Below are 15,823 nucleotides of genomic sequence, written 5' to 3'. Positions count from 1 at the left end.
GCCTCATGCGCCCGATACGAAGAACCGGTTCTCCGGCCGCGGCAAGCCGAGATGCTCGCGCAGCGTTGCGCCTTCATATTCGCTGCGGAACAGGCCGCGGCGCTGAAGCTCCGGAACCAGTCGTTCAGTGACGTCAAGGAGACCCTGCGGCAGATAGGGGAAGACGATATTGAAGCCGTCCGAGCCTTCCTCCTCCAGCCAGCATTCCATTTCGTCGGCAATGCTTGCCGGTGTACCGACGAAGGCAAGGCCGGCATAGCCACCATAGCGTTGCGCCAGCTGCCGCACGGTCAGGTTTTCTTCCGCCGCAAGCTTCAGGACCTGGGCGCGGCCGGTCTTGCTGGCATTGGTGTCGGGAATATCGGCCGGTAGCGGCGCGTCGGGATCGAAGCCGGAAGCGTCATGGCCGAGCGCGATCGAAAGCGAGGCGATTGCGCTGTCGTAATGCACCAGGCCGTCGAGGGTGGCACGTTTGGCGCGGGCCTCCTCGATGCTGTCGCCGACGATGACGAAGGCGGCGGGCAGGATCTTCAGATGGTCGCGGTTGCGGCCGATGGCTTCCATGCGACCCTTGATATCGGCAAAAAGCACCTTGCCGGCGGCAAGATCGCGCGGCGAACAGAAGACCATTTCGGCGGTCTCCGCGGCAAGCTGGCGGCCGGGATCCGACTGGCCGGCCTGGACGATGACAGGCCATCCCTGCGGCGGGCGGGCGATATTGAGCGGCCCGCGGACGCTGAGTTCCTCGCCCTTATGGTTCAGCGCATGCATTTTTTCCGGATCGAAGAACAGGCCGCTCTCCCGGTCGCGAATGAAGGCGTCGTCGGCGAAGCTGTCCCAGAGCCCGGTGACGACATCATAAAACTCCCGAGCGCGATGATAACGCTCGCCATGCTCCATATGTTCGTCGAGGCCAAAATTGAGAGCGGCGTCGGGGTTCGACGTCGTGACGATGTTCCAGCCGGCGCGGCCACCGCTGATATGGTCGAGCGAGGCGAAACGTCGGGCTATGTGATAGGGCTCGTCGAATGTGGTGGAAGCGGTAGCGACGAGACCGATACGCTCCGTCACTGCCGCCAGCGCTGAGAGCAGCGTGAAGGGCTCGAAAGAGGTCACGGTGTGGCTGCGCCTGAGTGCCTCGACCGGCATGTTGAGCACGGCAAGATGATCGGCCATGAAGAAGGCGTCGAATTTCGCCCGTTCCAGCGCCTGTGCAAAGAACTTTAGATGCGCGAAATTGAAGTTTGCGTCAGGATAGGAACCGGGATAACGCCACGCGCCGGTATGCAAGCTGACGGGACGCATGAAGGCGCCGAGGCGCAACTGCCGTGAACGGGTCATGATTTTCCTCATGGATCGGGCAAGGCGTCCGCCTGCCCCGCATTGGGCGTTCTTTCCGGAGCCGCTGCGGCGACGCATCGGATATCGGTTACGTAGGAGGTCGACGAATTCAAATCGAGGCCGGCTGCAGTAATTTCCGCCAGGAATTTCATTCCTTCTCCGGCCGCGTTTTCACGGAAACGCCGAACCGAGACACTAATCCCGGCGGCCGGAGGCCGATAAGCAAACACTTTCCATTTTACATGACATCTATAGAATTTGTGCTCTTATCTCGATGCTCGATTTCTTTCACCGATAGGATCGGTAGAATTGGAGACATCGATGAATACCGTCCTGAGGCAAGCAGACCAGATCCGGCCGGTGGCCGCCCGTATCGGCAGCGACGAGGAAGTGATCGCAACCGCCCGCAGGCTGGCGGCGCAATTTGCCGCACGCGCCGCCGAGCGCGATAGCGACCGGCTCCTGCCGTTCGCCGAACTCGATCTTCTCGCCCAATCCGGCCTTCTGGCGATCACCGTGCCCGCGCAATATGGCGGGCTCGACGTCTCGAACGCCGTGCTTGCCGAGATCACCGCGATCCTGTCGGAGGCGGACAGTTCGATCGGCCAGATCCCGCAGAACCATTTCTATATTCTCGAGGCGCTCAGAACCGACGGCGGCGAGGAGCAGCAGCGTTATTTCTTCGGCCGGGTGCTGGCCGGCGACCGTTTCGGCAATGCACTTTCCGAGCGCGGCACGAAGACGGTCGGCCACTATAACACGCGCATCACCCGCGACGGTCCGGGTTACCGGATCAACGGCCGCAAATTCTATTCGACCGGCGTCCTCTTTGCCGACTGGATCACCGTCTTTGCGCTCGATGCGGAGGAGCGGCTGACCATGGCCTTCGTGCCGAAAGGCACCGAAGGCATCGAGATCGTCGACGACTGGGACGGTTTTGGCCAGCGCACCACCGGCAGCGGCACGACGATCCTCGACAATGTCTATGTCAGCGCCGATTCCGTCGTCTTCCATCACAAGGGCTTCGAGCGGCCGACGACGATCGGCTCGGTCGGCCAGATCATCCATGCCGGTATCGATCTCGGTATCGCGCGGGCGGCCTTTGCCGAAACGCTGGAGTTCGTCAGGACGAAATCGCGCCCCTGGATGGATAGCGGCCTCGACCGTGCCTCCGACGATCCGCTGACGATCGCCAAGGTCGGCCAGATCGCCATCCGGCTGGAAGCCGCAACGGCGCTCGTCGAGCGTGCCGGCCACAAGGTCGATGCCGCGCAGATCGAGACGACGGAGAAAAACGTTGTCGAGGCGACGCTTGCGGTTGCCGCCGCCAAGGTGCTGACGACCGAGGTGGCGATCGAGGCGGCGAATACGCTCTTCGAACTTGCAGGAACCTCGTCGGTACAGGCAGGCCTCAATCTCGACCGCCACTGGCGCAATGCCCGCACTCATACGCTGCACGATCCGGTGCGCTGGAAATATCACGTTGTCGGCAACTACCATCTGAACGGCGTGACGCCGCCGAAAAACGGCGCGCTCTGAAATTTCCGTCGCTTGCAAACGAAAGCCCCACCGCCAGCGTTGGCGGTGGGGCTTTTGCGTTCGAGGGAAGACGGCCGCCTCAGCTATAGAGGCTGACCTCCGGTATCTTGTCGTTCAGCACGAATTCACCAACTTCCTTGGCCTTGTAGAAGACCGGGTCGTGCAGCGTGTGGGTGCGGACATTGCGCCAGAACCGGTCGAAGCGATATTTGTTCGCTGTCGAGCGCGCGCCCGTCAGTTCGAAGACGCGTGAGGTGATGTCGAGCGAGACATGGGTGGCATGGACCTTGGCGGCATAGGCTTCCGCCGCCGCCTCGCCGCGCTCGCGTGCCGTCACATCTCGGCCGTGGGCTAGACCCGCCTGCACGGCGGTTGCCGCGCTGTCGGCAAGGGCTGCCGAGGCCTTCAGCGCGGCGGTGAATTCGCCGACACGTTCGAGGATATAGGGATCGTCCGCTGCCCGCTCGACGCCTGATGTGATCCACGGCCGGGTCGTGGTTCTGACGTAGTCGACGGCCGCCTGCAACGCGCCTTCGGCGGTGCCGAGATAAAAGTTGACGAAGACCAGCTGGATGAACGGCGTATTGAAGGTCGAGAGCACGGGCGGCGCCACATCGGCTGCAGCGGGCGCACCGACGAAATCCTCCTCGTAGACGGGGAAATCGTGGAATTCGACACTGCCGCTGTCGGAGAGGCGCTGGCCGATATTGTCCCAGTCGTCGCTGGCGACGTAGCCTGGGCGATTGGTCGGCACGGCGAAACCGGCGATCTTGTCATCGAGCGTGGCGTTGGCGTTGATATAGTCGGAGACCCGCGCTGCCGTGGAGAAGGACTTGCGGCCGTTCAGCACATAGCCGTTGCCGCGGCGGGTCAGCACCAGCCCGGGGTCGCGCGGGTTGACGGCCGCGCCCCAATAGAGGTTCTTCGCCACCGTCTCGCCGCCGAGCGCTTGGGCGCGCGCCGCATCGAGCGCCCAGTAGATGTACTGGCTATTGACATAATGGTAGCCGAGCAACTGGCCGATCGAGCTCTCGCCACGGGCGAGAATGCGTACCAGCCTCAGCCCGTCGACCCAATCGAGGCCGCCGCCGCCGATCTCTGACGGATGCAGCGCGTTGAGCAGGCCGGCATTCTTCAGCTTGACGATCTCGGCAAGTGGCGGACGGCCGTCGCGGTCGAGTTCGGCCGCGCGCTGGGAAAGGTCGGCCGAGATAGCCTCGGCACGGGCAAAGAGGTCTTCTCGCGTCGGGTTGCGGGGGGCCGCGAAGACGACATTGGACTGGCTCATGGGCGGAACTCCAATTCTCCAAGGGGATGTTCCGGCGGGAGCCGCACGCTCCCCGCCGGAAAGGATCAAGCCAAAAGCCTCAGAACAGTTTGTCCGGGATCCAGCTGGCGGTCGCCGCATCGCTGATGCTGAAGGCGGGGACCTTTTCGGCCAGCTCTTCGATCGTCTTGACGCCGGCGGCGCGCAGGCTCTCCTGCGTCAGAAGCGTCGGCTTCACGGTAATCTGATGGGGTACCGTCTGGCCGGCGATTTCGAGAGCGGCGGCGCGGATCGAGACGGCGCCGACCACGGCCGGATTGGTGGCGACGGTCGCGACCCAGGGACTGCCTTCCTCGGTAATTTCCTGGATATCGGCCGTGGAGACATCGGCAGAATAGATCTTGAGCTTGTTTGCAATGCCGAGATCGTTGGCAGCGAGTTTTACGCCGCGGGCGAATTCGTCATAGGGGGCGAAGACCACCGATATATCGGGATTGGCTGTGAGTACGGCCTTGGCCTGGTCGGCGGTCGAGGTTGCCGTCGTGTCGCTGACATTGCCGAAGCGGGCCTTTTCGACCACGCCTTTGTTGTCCGACTTGAACTTGTCCCAGACTTCGTTGCGGCGGTCGAGCGGCGCAAAGCCCGCGACATAGACATAACCGGCGTTGAAGCTGTTGCCGTTATCCTTCACCACCTGCGCGAGCGCCAGCGAGGCAAGCTCGTGGTCGCTCTGCTCCACCTGTGGGATTTTGGGGTTGTTGAGGTTGACGTCGAAAGCCACGACTTTGATGCCCTTGTCGAGCGCCTGCTGCACGACGTCGCCGAGCGATTCCGGCAGGCCGTGGTCGATGACGATGCCGGAGACGCCGAGGTTGATCGCCTGCAGGATCTGCTCGCGCTGCTCGGCGGCATCCTGCCGCCCGGGGAAGATGCGCAGGTCGATATCCAGTGCCTTGGCCTGGGCCTCGGCGCCCGCCTGGTAGGCCTGGAAGAAATCGCCGGCCGAGATGTAGCTGATCAACGCCACCTTGACGCCACCCTTGTCGAAGGGAGCCGGAGCACCGGACAGGCCGTCGGCCTTTGCGCCTTGAATGAAAATGAACGGAATGACGGCGGCAGACAGTGCGAGCCGTGCAAGGGATTTCATCGTCGCGTTCCTTTTGGCAAAAAGAGGCGTCGTCTGACAGGCAGCACCCCGCGACGCGTCAAGTTATTAGATATAATCTCTATGTTTTTAGTAGATTAAATGATCCGATTTTGCGGGCTGCGGGAGATTCTTTGTTCCCCCGGCACTGTCCGCCGGGGAAATGCGTGCCTGGAATTCGACCGCCCAAAAGAGGCACACTCCTGATACAAATGCAGTCCCGGATCTTGTCGATGCCGCTTCTTCACATAGAAAATATCAGCCGCAGCTTCGGGTCGACGCGGGCGCTTGCCGGCGCCGATCTTTCGATCGAGCGCGGCGAGATCGTAGCGCTCATGGGCGCAAACGGCGCGGGAAAATCGACGCTGGTCAAAATCCTTTCCGGCGTGCTTCCGGCCGACGGCGGTACGATCCGTTTCGATGGCCGTCCCTTCGCGCCGCGCAGCCCGGCGGAAGCGGCAAGGGCCGGTATCGTCACCGTGCATCAGTCGACGGATCTGGTCGGTGCAGCCGGCCTGACCGTCGCCGACGCCCTGCTTCTCAACCGTTTCGCCGATCGCAGCACGCCCTTCTTCGTCACGCGCGCCGGCATTCGCCGAGCGGCGCAGGCGATGCTCGATGCTGCCGGCCTCACCTTGCCGCTCGACCGTGATTTCGGCGAACTCGCCAGCGCCGACCGGCAACTGGTGGCGATTGCACGGGCGCTAGCCAACCGCGCCGATCTCCTCATTCTCGATGAGCCGACGGCGAGCCTTTCCGGAGAGGAAAGCCGCCGTCTCTTTGACATTCTGCTGAGGCTTCGCCAGAGGGGACTGGCAATCCTTTATATATCGCATCGCACAGCCGATCTCGAAGCGATTGCCGACCGCGCGCTCGTCATGCGCGGCGGCCGCGTCGTCGGCACCTTCTCGCGGCCGATCGATTTTTCGAGCGCCATCGAGACGATGATCGGCCGCAGATTGGATGCGGCCCGGCCGGATGCGCGGCCCGCGACCGGCCCGGTGATTTTCGAGATGCGCGATGCCTGCCTGCTGCCCACAGGCGCGTCCTTCGATCTGTCGCTCCATGAGGGCGAAGTGGTGGCGGTGACCGGCGTGCTCGGCGCCGGCAAGAGCCGGCTGCTCCAGGCGATCTTCGGCGCGACGGCGCTTGAGGGTGGCACGATGTTTCTCGAGGGCCGGCCTTACCGACCGAAAAGCCCGGCCGAAGCGATTGCGTCAGGCGTTGCGATGGCGGCCGAAGACCGTCATCGTTCCTCGCTGATGCCGCCGGCATGGCCGGGCCATTCGCTCTCGGCGACGATCAGCCTGCCGCATCTTTCCAAATGGTATCCGCGCGGGTTCCTCCTCGGCAGGCGCGAACGACATGAGGCCGAGCAGGCGATCGCCCATTTCGGCATCAAGGCAGCCGGTCCGCTCGCCTCCGTCTGGTCGCTGTCCGGCGGCAACCAGCAGAAGGCGGTGATCGCCCGCTGGGAAGCGGAGCCAAGCCGCCTCCTGTTGCTCGACGAGCCCTTTCAGGGCGTCGACGTCGGCGCCCGCCGCGATATCATACAGGCAATCCGTGCCCGCACCGACCGGGCGACGCTGATCGCGACCTCCGATCCCGAGGAGGCCTATGAAGTGGCCGACCGCATCCTGGTCATCGACCGCCACGTGTTGGAACCCGCCGCGGACGGAAATGCCGCTCCTTTTGCCATTCAGGAAATATCGGCATGACGACGTTCGACGACGACACTCGGGCAGGCACTCTGCAAACGGTATCGCACGCCGAAAGCGGCCGCCTTGCAGCCTTAGGGGCGTTTCTCCGCGCAGGCGCGGTGTTTATCCTGCTTGCGCTGCTGATCGTCGGTTTTTCGATCGCCGAGCCCGCTTTCATCAACATCGCCAATCTCATGAGCATCCTGCAGGCGGTGTCGGTCGTCGCCATCCTCGGTGCCGGCGTCACTGTCACGCTTGCTGTCGGCGGTTTCGACCTGTCGATCGGCGCGGTCGCCGCATCGAGCGTGATGGCGGCGAGTTATGCGATGATCGTCTGGGGTCTCGACGCCTACGCGACGGTGCCGCTGGTGCTCGCCTTCGGCGCCCTGGTCGGCCTCGTCAACGCCTTGCTGATCGTCCGCCTGAAGGTGCCGGATCTGCTGGCGACACTGGCGATGATGTTCCTGCTCTCCGGCCTGCAGCTGATACCCACTGCCGGCCGGTCGATTTCATCAGGCCTCACCTTGCCCGACGGTTCGAAGGCGACCGGCGCCTACGACCCGGCCTTCCTGCTGATCGGCCGCTACAGCATCTTCGGCACCCTCCCCGTCTCAGTGGTGTTAATGGCGGCGGTCGCCGTCGTACTCTTCATCCTCACCGAACGCACCCGCATCGGCCGGCTGCTGTTTGCGACCGGCGGCAACGAGGTCGCCACCCGGCTCGCTGGGGCTTCGACCGTCAGGCTGAAGACGCTCGCCTATGTCCTGTCGGGCACGCTGGCCTCGCTCGGCGGCATCATCATTGCCGCCCGCGTTGGGCGTGGCGACATCTCTTCCGGCGGCTCGCTGCTGATGGATTCGGTTGCCGCCGCGCTGATCGGTTTTGCCGTTTTCAACCTGCGGCGCCCAAACGTGCTCGGCACCATCGCCGGCGCCGTCTTCGTCGGCGTGCTGCTGAACGGTCTGACCATGCTGAACGCCCCCTATTACACCCAGGATTTTGTCAAGGGCGCCGTGCTCGTCGGCGCGCTGGCGCTGACCTACGGCCTCGGCCGCAGCAATTCCTAAATTCCAAGGAAGAAAGACATGACCCGCCAAATCAGGCTGAACGCCTTCGACATGAATTGCGTCGGACACCAGTCGCCGGGGCTCTGGCGCCATCCACGCGACAAGTCGTGGACCTATAAGGATCTCGACTACTGGGTGCATCTGGCAAAGACGCTGGAGCGCGGCGGGTTCGACGGCCTGTTCATCGCCGACGTGCTCGGCGTCTACGATGTGCTGAACGGCAATGTCGATGCCGCCCTTCGACATTCGGCGCAGGTGCCGGTCAACGATCCGCTGCAGCTCATCCCGACCATGGCCTACGCCACCGAGCACCTCGGCTTCGGCCTGACGGCTTCGCTCTCTTTCGAGCATCCCTACACCTTCGCCCGCCGCATCTCGACGCTCGATCATCTGACGAAAGGCCGCGTCGGTTGGAATATCGTCACCTCCTATCTCAACAGCGGCGCGCTCAACATCGGTCAGCCGGCGCAGACGGGACACGACGATCGCTACGACCTCGCCGAAGAATATCTCGAAGTCTGCTACAAGCTCTGGGAGGGAAGCTGGGAGGACGGCGCCGTGGTCCGAGACCGCGAAACCGGCATCTTCACCCATCCAGAAAAAGTCCACCCGATCCGCCATTCCGGCCGGCATTTCAACGTGCCCGGCATTCATTTGAGCGAACCCTCGCCGCAGCGCACGCCGGTGCTCTACCAGGCCGGCGCCTCCAGCCGCGGCAAGGATTTCGCCGGCGCCCATGCCGAATGCATCTTCGTGGCGTCGCCATCGAAGGCGGTGCTGAAACGCTATGTCGCCAATGTCCGCGAGGCGGCCGAGCGTATCGGCCGCAACCCGCGCGACATTCTCGCCTTCAACCTCCAGACAGTAGTCCTCGGCGAGACCGATGCCGAGGCGCAGCGCAAATTCAACGAATACCGCAAATATGCCTCCTTCGAAGGCGCGCTGACGCTGATCTCCGGCTGGACCGGCATCGATTTCGGCCAATTCGGGCCGGACGAAGTGCTGCGCCACCGTCATACCAATGCGGTGCAATCGGCCGTCGAGACCTTCACCACCATCGATCCCACCAAGGAATGGACGGTGCGCGAAATGGCCGACTGGGTCGGCGTCGGCGGTTTTGGTCCTGTTTTCGTCGGCTCGCCGCAGACGGTTGCCGATCTGATGCAGGAATGGATCGAGGACACCGATGTTGACGGTTTCAACCTCGCCTATGCCGTGACGCCCGAGAGTTTCGAGGATGCTGTGGATTTGCTGGTGCCGGAATTGCAGAAGCGCGGCGTCTACAAGACCGAATATGCCAAGGGCACGCTGCGGGAAAAGCTTGGGGGAGCAGGACCGCGACTTGTCGCGCCGCATCCGGGTGCCGCCTACCGCGATCTCTTTAGCGAGCCAACACGCCTCGCCGCCAGCGGCTAGAGCATGATGCCGAAAAGTGTGAGCGGTTTTCGAGGAATATCCTGCTCCAAGCAAATAATGGCTGGGTGACAAAAAATGTCTCGCCCGGCCCGACCATTCGAATTTAATTATCTATGATAGTTGGCATTTCGCCCTGAATATGGGCACTTGAAATTTTATCGATCAGGAGGGGTCATGACCGTACCATCTATCTCGCGGCGCACGCTGATGAAGGGCGCCGCCCTGCTCCTCGCTTCGACGGCGCTTAGCCGCCACGCGCTGGCGCAGACGGCGCCCGCCGGTGGCCGGCTGATCGTTGCTGCGGATTCCGAGCCGAAGAACCTCAATCCTGCCATCGTTGCCTCGAACGGCGTCTTTTTCGTCGCAAGCAAGGTGATCGAACCACTGGCCGAAGCCTCGTTCGACGGCAAGGACGGGCTTTCGCCGCGCCTCGCCACGTCCTGGGAGGGCTCGGCCGACGGCCTCTCCGTCACCTTCAAGCTGCGCGACGGCGTCACCTGGCACGACGGCAAGCCGTTCACCTCGCTCGATGTCGCCTTTTCCGCGCTCAATATCTGGAAGCCGCTGCAGAATCTCGGCCGCCTGGTCTTCGCCGATCTCGAAGCCGTCGATACCCCTGATGATTACACCGCCGTCTTCCGCTTCTCCAAGCCGACGCCGTTCCAGCTGATCCGCAATGCCCTGCCCGTCGTCACCAGCGTCGTTGCCAAGCACATCTTCGACGGCAGCGATATCGCCACCAATCCGGCCAACAACGCGCTCGTCGGCACTGGTCCGTTCAAGTTCGCCGAATACAAGCCCGGCGAATATTACCGGCTGACGCGCAATGAGAATTACTGGGGCAAAGACCAGCCGAAACTCGATGAGATCGTCTTCCGCGTGCTGCCGGATCGCGCGTCGGCGGGGGCGGCGCTCGAAGCCGACGAAATCCAGCTTGCCGCCTTTTCGGCAGTGCCGCTTGCCGATCTCGGCCGCATCTCCAAGGTCGACGGTATCAAGGTGATTTCGAAGGGCTATGAGGCTTTGACCTATCAGCTGGTCGTCGAGATCAATCACCGCCGCAAGGAGTTGGCCGACCTCCGGGTCCGCCAGGCGATCGCCCAGGCGATCGACAAGAAATTTGTGGTCGACACGATCTTCCTCGGTTACGCCGCTGCCTCCACAGGCCCGGTGCCGAGGAATGCGCCGGAGTTCTACACATCAGATGTCGCGGCCTATGCATTCGACCCCGCCGCCGCCAACGATATTCTTGACAAGGCGGGTTACGCCAAAGGGGCGGACGGTAACCGCTTCAAGCTGAAGCTTCGCCCGGCGCCCTATTTCAACGAGACCCGCCAGTTCGGCGATTACCTTCGCCAGGCGCTCGCCGTGATCGGCATCGATGCCGAGATCGTCAATGCCGATGCGGCCGCCCACCAGAAAGCTGTTTATACCGACCACGATTTCGATCTTGCCGTCGGTCCGCCGGTGTTCCGCGGCGATCCGGCGATCTCCACCACCATTCTCGTCCAGTCCGGCACACCTGATGGTGTGCCCTTTTCCAACCAGGGCGGCTACGTCAATCCGGAGCTCGACAAGATCATCCATCAGGCCTCCGAAACCGTCGACACGACGGCGCGCACCGATCTCTACCGCAAGTTCCAGCAGCTCGTCGTCGCCGATCTGCCGCTGATCAACGTCGCGGAATGGGGCTTCATAACCGTTGCGCGCGATACCGTGCTCAACGTCTCGGACAATCCGCGCTGGGCCGTTTCGAACTGGGGCGATACCGCGCTGCAATCATGATAAGATTGGCGGCAATTCTCTTCCGGGGGCCCAGTCCGGCGTGAAACGTGCAATCATCCTCCTGAGGCGCAGGGCGATCAGCAGTATTCCGGTGCTGCTGATCGTGGTGATCTTCACCTTTTTGCTGCTCGAATCCGCTTCGGGCGATGCCGTCGACGCCTATCTTGGCTCGATCGGGGGCGGCGATGCGGCACTCAGGCAGTCGCTGCGCGAAAGCTATGGCCTCGACCGGTCCGTGCTCGCGCGCCTGTGGCTCTATCTTTCCTCGCTTGCCCGGCTCGATCTCGGCTGGTCGGTGGCCTTCGGGCGGCCGGTCGGCGCACTAATTGCCGAACGCCTGCCCAACACGCTGCTGTTGATGGGCAGCGCCACCGCGCTGTCTTTCGGCTTGGGCTCGGCGCTCGGTATCCTTGCCGGCGCCCGGCCGGGCACCCTTCGCGACCGATTGCTGTCGATCGGTTCGCTGATTGTCTACGCCATTCCGAGCTTCTGGCTCGGCCTGGTTCTGAGCATCGCCTTTTCGGTGACGCTGCGCTGGTTTCCGATCGCCGGCATCGAGACGATCGCTTCCGGCAAGACAGGATTGTCGCGCGCGCTCGACATTGCCGATCATCTGGTCCTGCCGGTCGGCGCGCTCGCCTTGATCTATCTCGCCCTGTTCCTGCGGGTGATGCGCGCCGGCATGGCGGAGGCCTGGAAGCTGGATTTCGTGCTCTTTGCCCGCGCCAAAGGTCTGTCGCGCAGTCGCATCGTGCTACGCCACGTGGCGCGCAATGCGCTGCTGCCGCTCGTCACCATGCTCGGGCTACAATCGGCGGCCATGCTCGGCGGCAGCGTGGTGATCGAGAGCGTCTTTGCTATTCCCGGGTTCGGGCGGCTGGCGCAGGAGGCGGTCAACGGCCGCGACGCGCCGCTGTTGATGGGTATTATCGTTACCAGTGCCGTCCTCGTTATTTCGGTCAACTTTCTCGTCGATCTCGTCTATGCCGCGCTCGATCCGCGCATCGGCGCTTCGGAGGGCAATGCATGAGCCGTCTCCGCCGCCTCCTCAGCACGCCGGAAGGCGCGGTCGGGCTTGTGATCCTTCTCGTCCTGCTTGCGGTTGGGCTGCTTGCTCCGATCATTTCGCCGGGCGATCCGCTGAGAATTGCCGGCCGGGCGCTGCTTCAGCCATTCACCGATCCAGGTTTTCCGCTTGGCACCGACCGGCTTGGCCGCGACGTGGTGGCGGGCTTACTCTATGGTGCGCGAACCTCGCTTGCCGTCGGCCTTGCGGCAGCGTTTTCGGCCATGCTGCTTGGCCTCTGCGTCGGCATGGCGGCCGGTTTTGCCGGCGGGATCGTCGACGAGGCGCTGATGCGCGTGGTCGACGCTTTCCAGATCGTGCCGGGCTTTCTGCTCGCCCTTGCCTTCGTCAGCACCATCGGGGTCTCGATGCCTGTCGTCGTCCTTGCCATCGCGCTTGGCACATGGGCCGATCCGGCGCGGCTGACGAGAGCGCAGGTGCTGGCGATCCGCGAGCAGGATTACGTCGCCTCTGCAAGGGTGATCGGCATGCATCCGGCCGAGATCGCCTTCCGGGAGATCCTGCCGAACGCTTTGCCGCCGGTGCTGGCGCTGTCGGCCACCATTGTCGCCGGCGCAATTCTCACCGAGGCAGCACTTTCCTTTCTTGGTCTTGGCAATCCCAATATCGCCACCTGGGGCTCGATGATCGCCGAGGGCCGCAGTGTGCTGCGTTCGGCCTCCTATCTCTCGGTCCTACCGGGGGCGGCACTCGCCGTCACCGTGCTCGGCGTCCATCTCTTCAGCGAAGGTATTAGCAAGGCGCTTGGCGATGACGGCGTGAGGGCGGCATGAACGGCGTTTTCTGCAGCCTGCGGCAGCTTTCGGTCACCTACGGGCGCGGCAGGAACAGTGCTGCCGCGCTCGACCATATCGATCTCGATATCGCTACAGGCGAAAGGCTTGCGATCATCGGCGAAAGCGGCTCCGGCAAGAGCACCGTCGCCCGCGCGCTCGCCGGCCTGCTGCCGGAGGGAACGAGAGTTGGCGGCGAGGTGTTTTGGCCTGGGCTTGGCCATCCGCCCCGCCCTGGTCGCGATTTCGGCTTCGTCTTCCAGGATCCGGGCGCGAGCCTCAATCCCGTGCTGACGGTCGGCGAACAGGTCGCCGAAGGCGCGAGGCGCCATCTCGGCGTCAGCTGGAAACAGGCCTATATCAGGGCCGAAGAGCTGCTTGGGCGGGTGCGGATACCGCAGCCCGACAAGGTGATGCGGGCTTTTCCGCATCAGCTTTCCGGCGGTCAGCGCCAGCGCGTGGCGATCGCCGCAGCCATTGCCGCGAAACCAGCGCTGCTGATCGCCGACGAAGCGACCAGCGCGCTCGATGTCGTCGTCCAGGCCGAGATCGTCCGCCTGCTCGACGGGCTGGTTCGCGAGGACGGCATGACGCTGCTTTTCATCACGCACGACATCGCCCTTGCCTCCGGCTTCGTCGATCGCATCGCGGTTTTCTGCGACGCGAGGCTGGTCGAGGCGGGACCGGTCCGTTCAGTGCTTTCGGCGCCGAAAAGCGTTTATACCGCCGCGCTCATCGCCAGCCACCGCGACCTCGCGACACCGCCGCTGATCGCGGAGGTGCCGTCATGAATGATACCCTGCTGTCCGTCGAAAACCTGGCGAAAGGGTTTTCTTCCGCAGGGCGTCGGGTTGCCGCCCTCGACAACGTGTCGCTGACGATTGCGGCCGGCGAAACACTCGGGCTCGTCGGCGCTTCCGGCAGCGGGAAATCGACGCTGTCGCGCATCCTGCTGCGGCTTCTTGCGGCCGATGCCGGCTCGATCCGCTTCGAGGGAGAGGATTGGCTAACGCTGAATGGCGCGACTTTGCGCCGCAAGCGGGCGCGCATGCAGATAGTGTTCCAGGATCCGCTGGCGGCCTTCAATCCGCTGGCGACTGTCGGCACTGTCCTCGATGATCCGTTGCGCATCCATGGCGTCGTCCCGAAAGACCAGCGCCCCGGCGAGATCGCCATGCTTCTCGAGCGTGTCGGTCTGGCTGCAGATTATGCCACTCGTCCCGTTCGTGCGCTCTCCGGCGGCCAGCGACAGCGTGTGGCGATCGCGCGGGCGATTGCGACACGGCCCTCGTTGCTTGTGCTCGACGAAGCGGTCTCGGCACTCGACGTCACCGTGCGCGGCAGGATCCTCGAACTTCTGGTCGATCTGCAGAAGGAACAGGGCATTGCCTGTTTGTTCATTTCGCACGATCTTGCCGTGGTCCGCGCCGTCTCCCACCGCATCGCCGTCATGGAAGGCGGGCGGATCGTCGAGATCGGCCCGGCAGCGGCGGTCGTTGCCGCGCCGCAATCCGATGCCGCCCGCGCGCTTGTTGCCGCTGTCCCCCGTCTCGTCACGGATCCATCTTGAAGGAAGTATCCATGTCCGATCTTGGTTGGAATCCCCTGCATGGCGCGCCCTCCTATCCACCAGAGCGCTATGCCGTTCTTGCCGACAGAATTGGCAGCATCTTGAGCAGCGGCAACGACATATTGCTGGTGCAGGCAGAGGCGATGGTGGCGCTGGAGGCGGCGGCGGTCAGCCTTGCCCGTCCGGGCCTTACGGCGCTCAACATCGTCACCAGCCCCTATGGCGGCTGGTTCGGGCAATGGCTGCGGCGAGGTGGTGCTGCGGTCAAGGATATCATCGCCGAACCAGGGCGGCCGACGGAGATCGAGGCGATCGCCGAGGCGCTGGAAGCCGGCCCGTCTATCGATGTGCTCGCCCTGGTTCATGCGGAATCGGCAAGCGGCATTCTCAACCCCCTCCCTGAGATACTGGCGCTTGCGCGTGCCCGCGGCATCGTCACCGTCGTCGATGCGGTCGCCTCGATCGGCGGCCATCGGCTCGACGTCGACGATCTCGGCATCGACATCGCGGTGATCGGTGCGCAGAAGGCGCTTGGCGGTCCAGCGGGCGTCTCGGCGCTCTCGATCAGCCGGCGCGCCTGGGGCCTCATTCTGAGCGATGGCGCGCCGCGCGATTCGATCCTGTCGTTGGCCGATCTGAAGACCTGGGTCGACGGCGGACGGCGCGGCCTGCCGGGAACGCCGGCGCCGTTGGAATTCTTCGCGCTCGAAACCGCACTCGACCGCATCGAGGCCGAAGGCCTGGAGAATGTCGTCGCCCGCCATGCACTGGCAGCATCGGCAACACGGGCGGGGCTTGCAGCGCTCGGCGTGGGGGTCTGGGTGCCGGCAGCCAAAGCTTCGAACCTGGTGACGGCGGTGCCGATGCCGAAGGCACTAGCGCCTGATGCGCTGATCGCCGCCGCGGGGCGGCTGGGAGTGGAGCTGACCGAAGGTGTGGGAACCGCGCCGGCCCGCCTCGTCCGACTGAACCATACAGGTCCGCGCGCCGCATTCCAGGCGGTGCTGTCGAACGTCGTGGCCTATGGCGCCGCCCTCAGGCAGGCCGGTTATCCCACGGATGTCGCCGCCGCTGCGGAGGCGATATGCGAGGCCTACTGCCGCTGAAAGCCGTATCCGGCCCTTGATAATCACG

General features: G+C 63.8%; 13 protein-coding genes. 10 read left to right on the top strand and 3 right to left on the bottom strand.

Annotation, left to right across the window (positions count from 1 at the left end; genetic code table 11):
- Window positions 1–3: 3 nt before the first annotated feature.
- Window positions 4–1,341, bottom strand: coding sequence for an LLM class flavin-dependent oxidoreductase (locus J3O30_RS31125; RefSeq protein WP_207585903.1), 1,338 nt, complete (start codon window positions 1,339–1,341; stop codon window positions 4–6).
- A 321-nt stretch (window positions 1,342–1,662) separates the two neighbouring features.
- On the opposite strand from J3O30_RS31125, the gene J3O30_RS31120 reads away from it, so the two are divergent.
- Window positions 1,663–2,880 carry an SfnB family sulfur acquisition oxidoreductase gene (locus J3O30_RS31120; RefSeq protein WP_207585902.1) on the top strand — a complete coding sequence of 406 codons (1,218 nt, stop codon included), beginning with the start codon at window positions 1,663–1,665 and terminating at the stop codon, window positions 2,878–2,880.
- A gap of 79 nt (window positions 2,881–2,959) precedes the next feature.
- Here J3O30_RS31120 and J3O30_RS31115 read toward each other — a convergent pair whose 3' ends face one another.
- Both J3O30_RS31115 and J3O30_RS31110 read right to left on the bottom strand, forming a co-directional pair.
- Window positions 2,960–4,168 (bottom strand): acyl-CoA dehydrogenase family protein, encoded by a 1,209-nt coding sequence (locus tag J3O30_RS31115; RefSeq protein ID WP_207585901.1) that lies wholly within the window; start codon window positions 4,166–4,168, stop codon window positions 2,960–2,962.
- A 79-nt stretch (window positions 4,169–4,247) separates the two neighbouring features.
- Entirely contained in the window at window positions 4,248–5,294 is a 1,047-nt protein-coding gene (locus J3O30_RS31110; RefSeq protein ID WP_207585900.1) for a substrate-binding domain-containing protein, read from the bottom strand.
- A gap of 230 nt (window positions 5,295–5,524) precedes the next feature.
- Between J3O30_RS31110 and J3O30_RS31105 the strand changes: the two genes are divergently transcribed.
- From J3O30_RS31105 to J3O30_RS31065, 9 genes are all read left to right on the top strand, one after another.
- A complete protein-coding gene (locus tag J3O30_RS31105; RefSeq protein ID WP_207585899.1) occupies window positions 5,525–7,009 on the top strand; it encodes a sugar ABC transporter ATP-binding protein in 1,485 nt (494 codons plus the stop codon).
- Window positions 7,006–8,058 (top strand): ABC transporter permease, encoded by a 1,053-nt coding sequence (locus tag J3O30_RS31100; protein WP_207585898.1) that lies wholly within the window; start codon window positions 7,006–7,008, stop codon window positions 8,056–8,058. Before J3O30_RS31105 ends, J3O30_RS31100 begins: the two co-directional genes overlap by 4 nt.
- Before the next feature lie 18 nt (window positions 8,059–8,076).
- A complete protein-coding gene (locus J3O30_RS31095; RefSeq protein WP_207585897.1) occupies window positions 8,077–9,474 on the top strand; it encodes an LLM class flavin-dependent oxidoreductase in 1,398 nt (465 codons plus the stop codon).
- Between the two features lie 174 nt (window positions 9,475–9,648).
- Window positions 9,649–11,259 carry an ABC transporter substrate-binding protein gene (locus tag J3O30_RS31090; RefSeq protein ID WP_207585896.1) on the top strand — a complete coding sequence of 537 codons (1,611 nt, stop codon included), beginning with the start codon at window positions 9,649–9,651 and terminating at the stop codon, window positions 11,257–11,259.
- Between the two features lie 40 nt (window positions 11,260–11,299).
- Window positions 11,300–12,289: an ABC transporter permease gene (locus J3O30_RS31085; RefSeq protein WP_207585895.1), complete on the top strand. Its 990-nt coding sequence runs from the start codon at window positions 11,300–11,302 to the stop codon at window positions 12,287–12,289.
- Window positions 12,286–13,119, top strand: a complete 834-nt coding sequence (locus J3O30_RS31080) for an ABC transporter permease (protein WP_207585894.1) — start codon at window positions 12,286–12,288, stop codon at window positions 13,117–13,119. The genes J3O30_RS31085 and J3O30_RS31080 overlap by 4 nt, the downstream gene beginning before the upstream one ends.
- Window positions 13,116–13,910: an ABC transporter ATP-binding protein gene (locus J3O30_RS31075; RefSeq protein ID WP_207585893.1), complete on the top strand. Its 795-nt coding sequence runs from the start codon at window positions 13,116–13,118 to the stop codon at window positions 13,908–13,910. The genes J3O30_RS31080 and J3O30_RS31075 overlap by 4 nt, the downstream gene beginning before the upstream one ends.
- Window positions 13,907–14,689 carry a dipeptide/oligopeptide/nickel ABC transporter ATP-binding protein gene (locus J3O30_RS31070; protein WP_207585892.1) on the top strand — a complete coding sequence of 261 codons (783 nt, stop codon included), beginning with the start codon at window positions 13,907–13,909 and terminating at the stop codon, window positions 14,687–14,689. The genes J3O30_RS31075 and J3O30_RS31070 overlap by 4 nt, the downstream gene beginning before the upstream one ends.
- Window positions 14,690–14,700: 11 nt before the next feature.
- A complete protein-coding gene (locus J3O30_RS31065; protein ID WP_207585891.1) occupies window positions 14,701–15,795 on the top strand; it encodes an aminotransferase class V-fold PLP-dependent enzyme in 1,095 nt (364 codons plus the stop codon).
- Window positions 15,796–15,823 lie beyond the last annotated feature (28 nt).

Source organism: Rhizobium sp. NZLR1, from assembly GCF_017357385.1.
Lineage (GTDB): Bacteria > Pseudomonadota > Alphaproteobacteria > Rhizobiales > Rhizobiaceae > Rhizobium.
The sequence above is the reverse complement of the archived record's forward strand: the minus strand, read 5'-3'. Positions and strand labels throughout refer to the sequence as shown.

What these genes read in the sequence shown, in the direction of transcription:
- J3O30_RS31125 (WP_207585903.1), bottom strand. Translation starts at nt 1,341, where the DNA reads ATGACCCGTTCACGGCAGTTGCGCCTCGGCGCCTTCATGCGTCCCGTC.
- J3O30_RS31120 (WP_207585902.1), top strand. Translation starts at nt 1,663, where the DNA reads ATGAATACCGTCCTGAGGCAAGCAGACCAGATCCGGCCGGTGGCCGCC.
- J3O30_RS31115 (WP_207585901.1), bottom strand. Translation starts at nt 4,168, where the DNA reads ATGAGCCAGTCCAATGTCGTCTTCGCGGCCCCCCGCAACCCGACGCGA.
- J3O30_RS31110 (WP_207585900.1), bottom strand. Translation starts at nt 5,294, where the DNA reads ATGAAATCCCTTGCACGGCTCGCACTGTCTGCCGCCGTCATTCCGTTC.
- J3O30_RS31105 (WP_207585899.1), top strand. Translation starts at nt 5,525, where the DNA reads ATGCCGCTTCTTCACATAGAAAATATCAGCCGCAGCTTCGGGTCGACG.
- J3O30_RS31100 (WP_207585898.1), top strand. Translation starts at nt 7,006, where the DNA reads ATGACGACGTTCGACGACGACACTCGGGCAGGCACTCTGCAAACGGTA.
- J3O30_RS31095 (WP_207585897.1), top strand. Translation starts at nt 8,077, where the DNA reads ATGACCCGCCAAATCAGGCTGAACGCCTTCGACATGAATTGCGTCGGA.
- J3O30_RS31090 (WP_207585896.1), top strand. Translation starts at nt 9,649, where the DNA reads ATGACCGTACCATCTATCTCGCGGCGCACGCTGATGAAGGGCGCCGCC.
- J3O30_RS31080 (WP_207585894.1), top strand. Translation starts at nt 12,286, where the DNA reads ATGAGCCGTCTCCGCCGCCTCCTCAGCACGCCGGAAGGCGCGGTCGGG.
- J3O30_RS31075 (WP_207585893.1), top strand. Translation starts at nt 13,116, where the DNA reads ATGAACGGCGTTTTCTGCAGCCTGCGGCAGCTTTCGGTCACCTACGGG.
- J3O30_RS31070 (WP_207585892.1), top strand. Translation starts at nt 13,907, where the DNA reads ATGAATGATACCCTGCTGTCCGTCGAAAACCTGGCGAAAGGGTTTTCT.
- J3O30_RS31065 (WP_207585891.1), top strand. Translation starts at nt 14,701, where the DNA reads ATGTCCGATCTTGGTTGGAATCCCCTGCATGGCGCGCCCTCCTATCCA.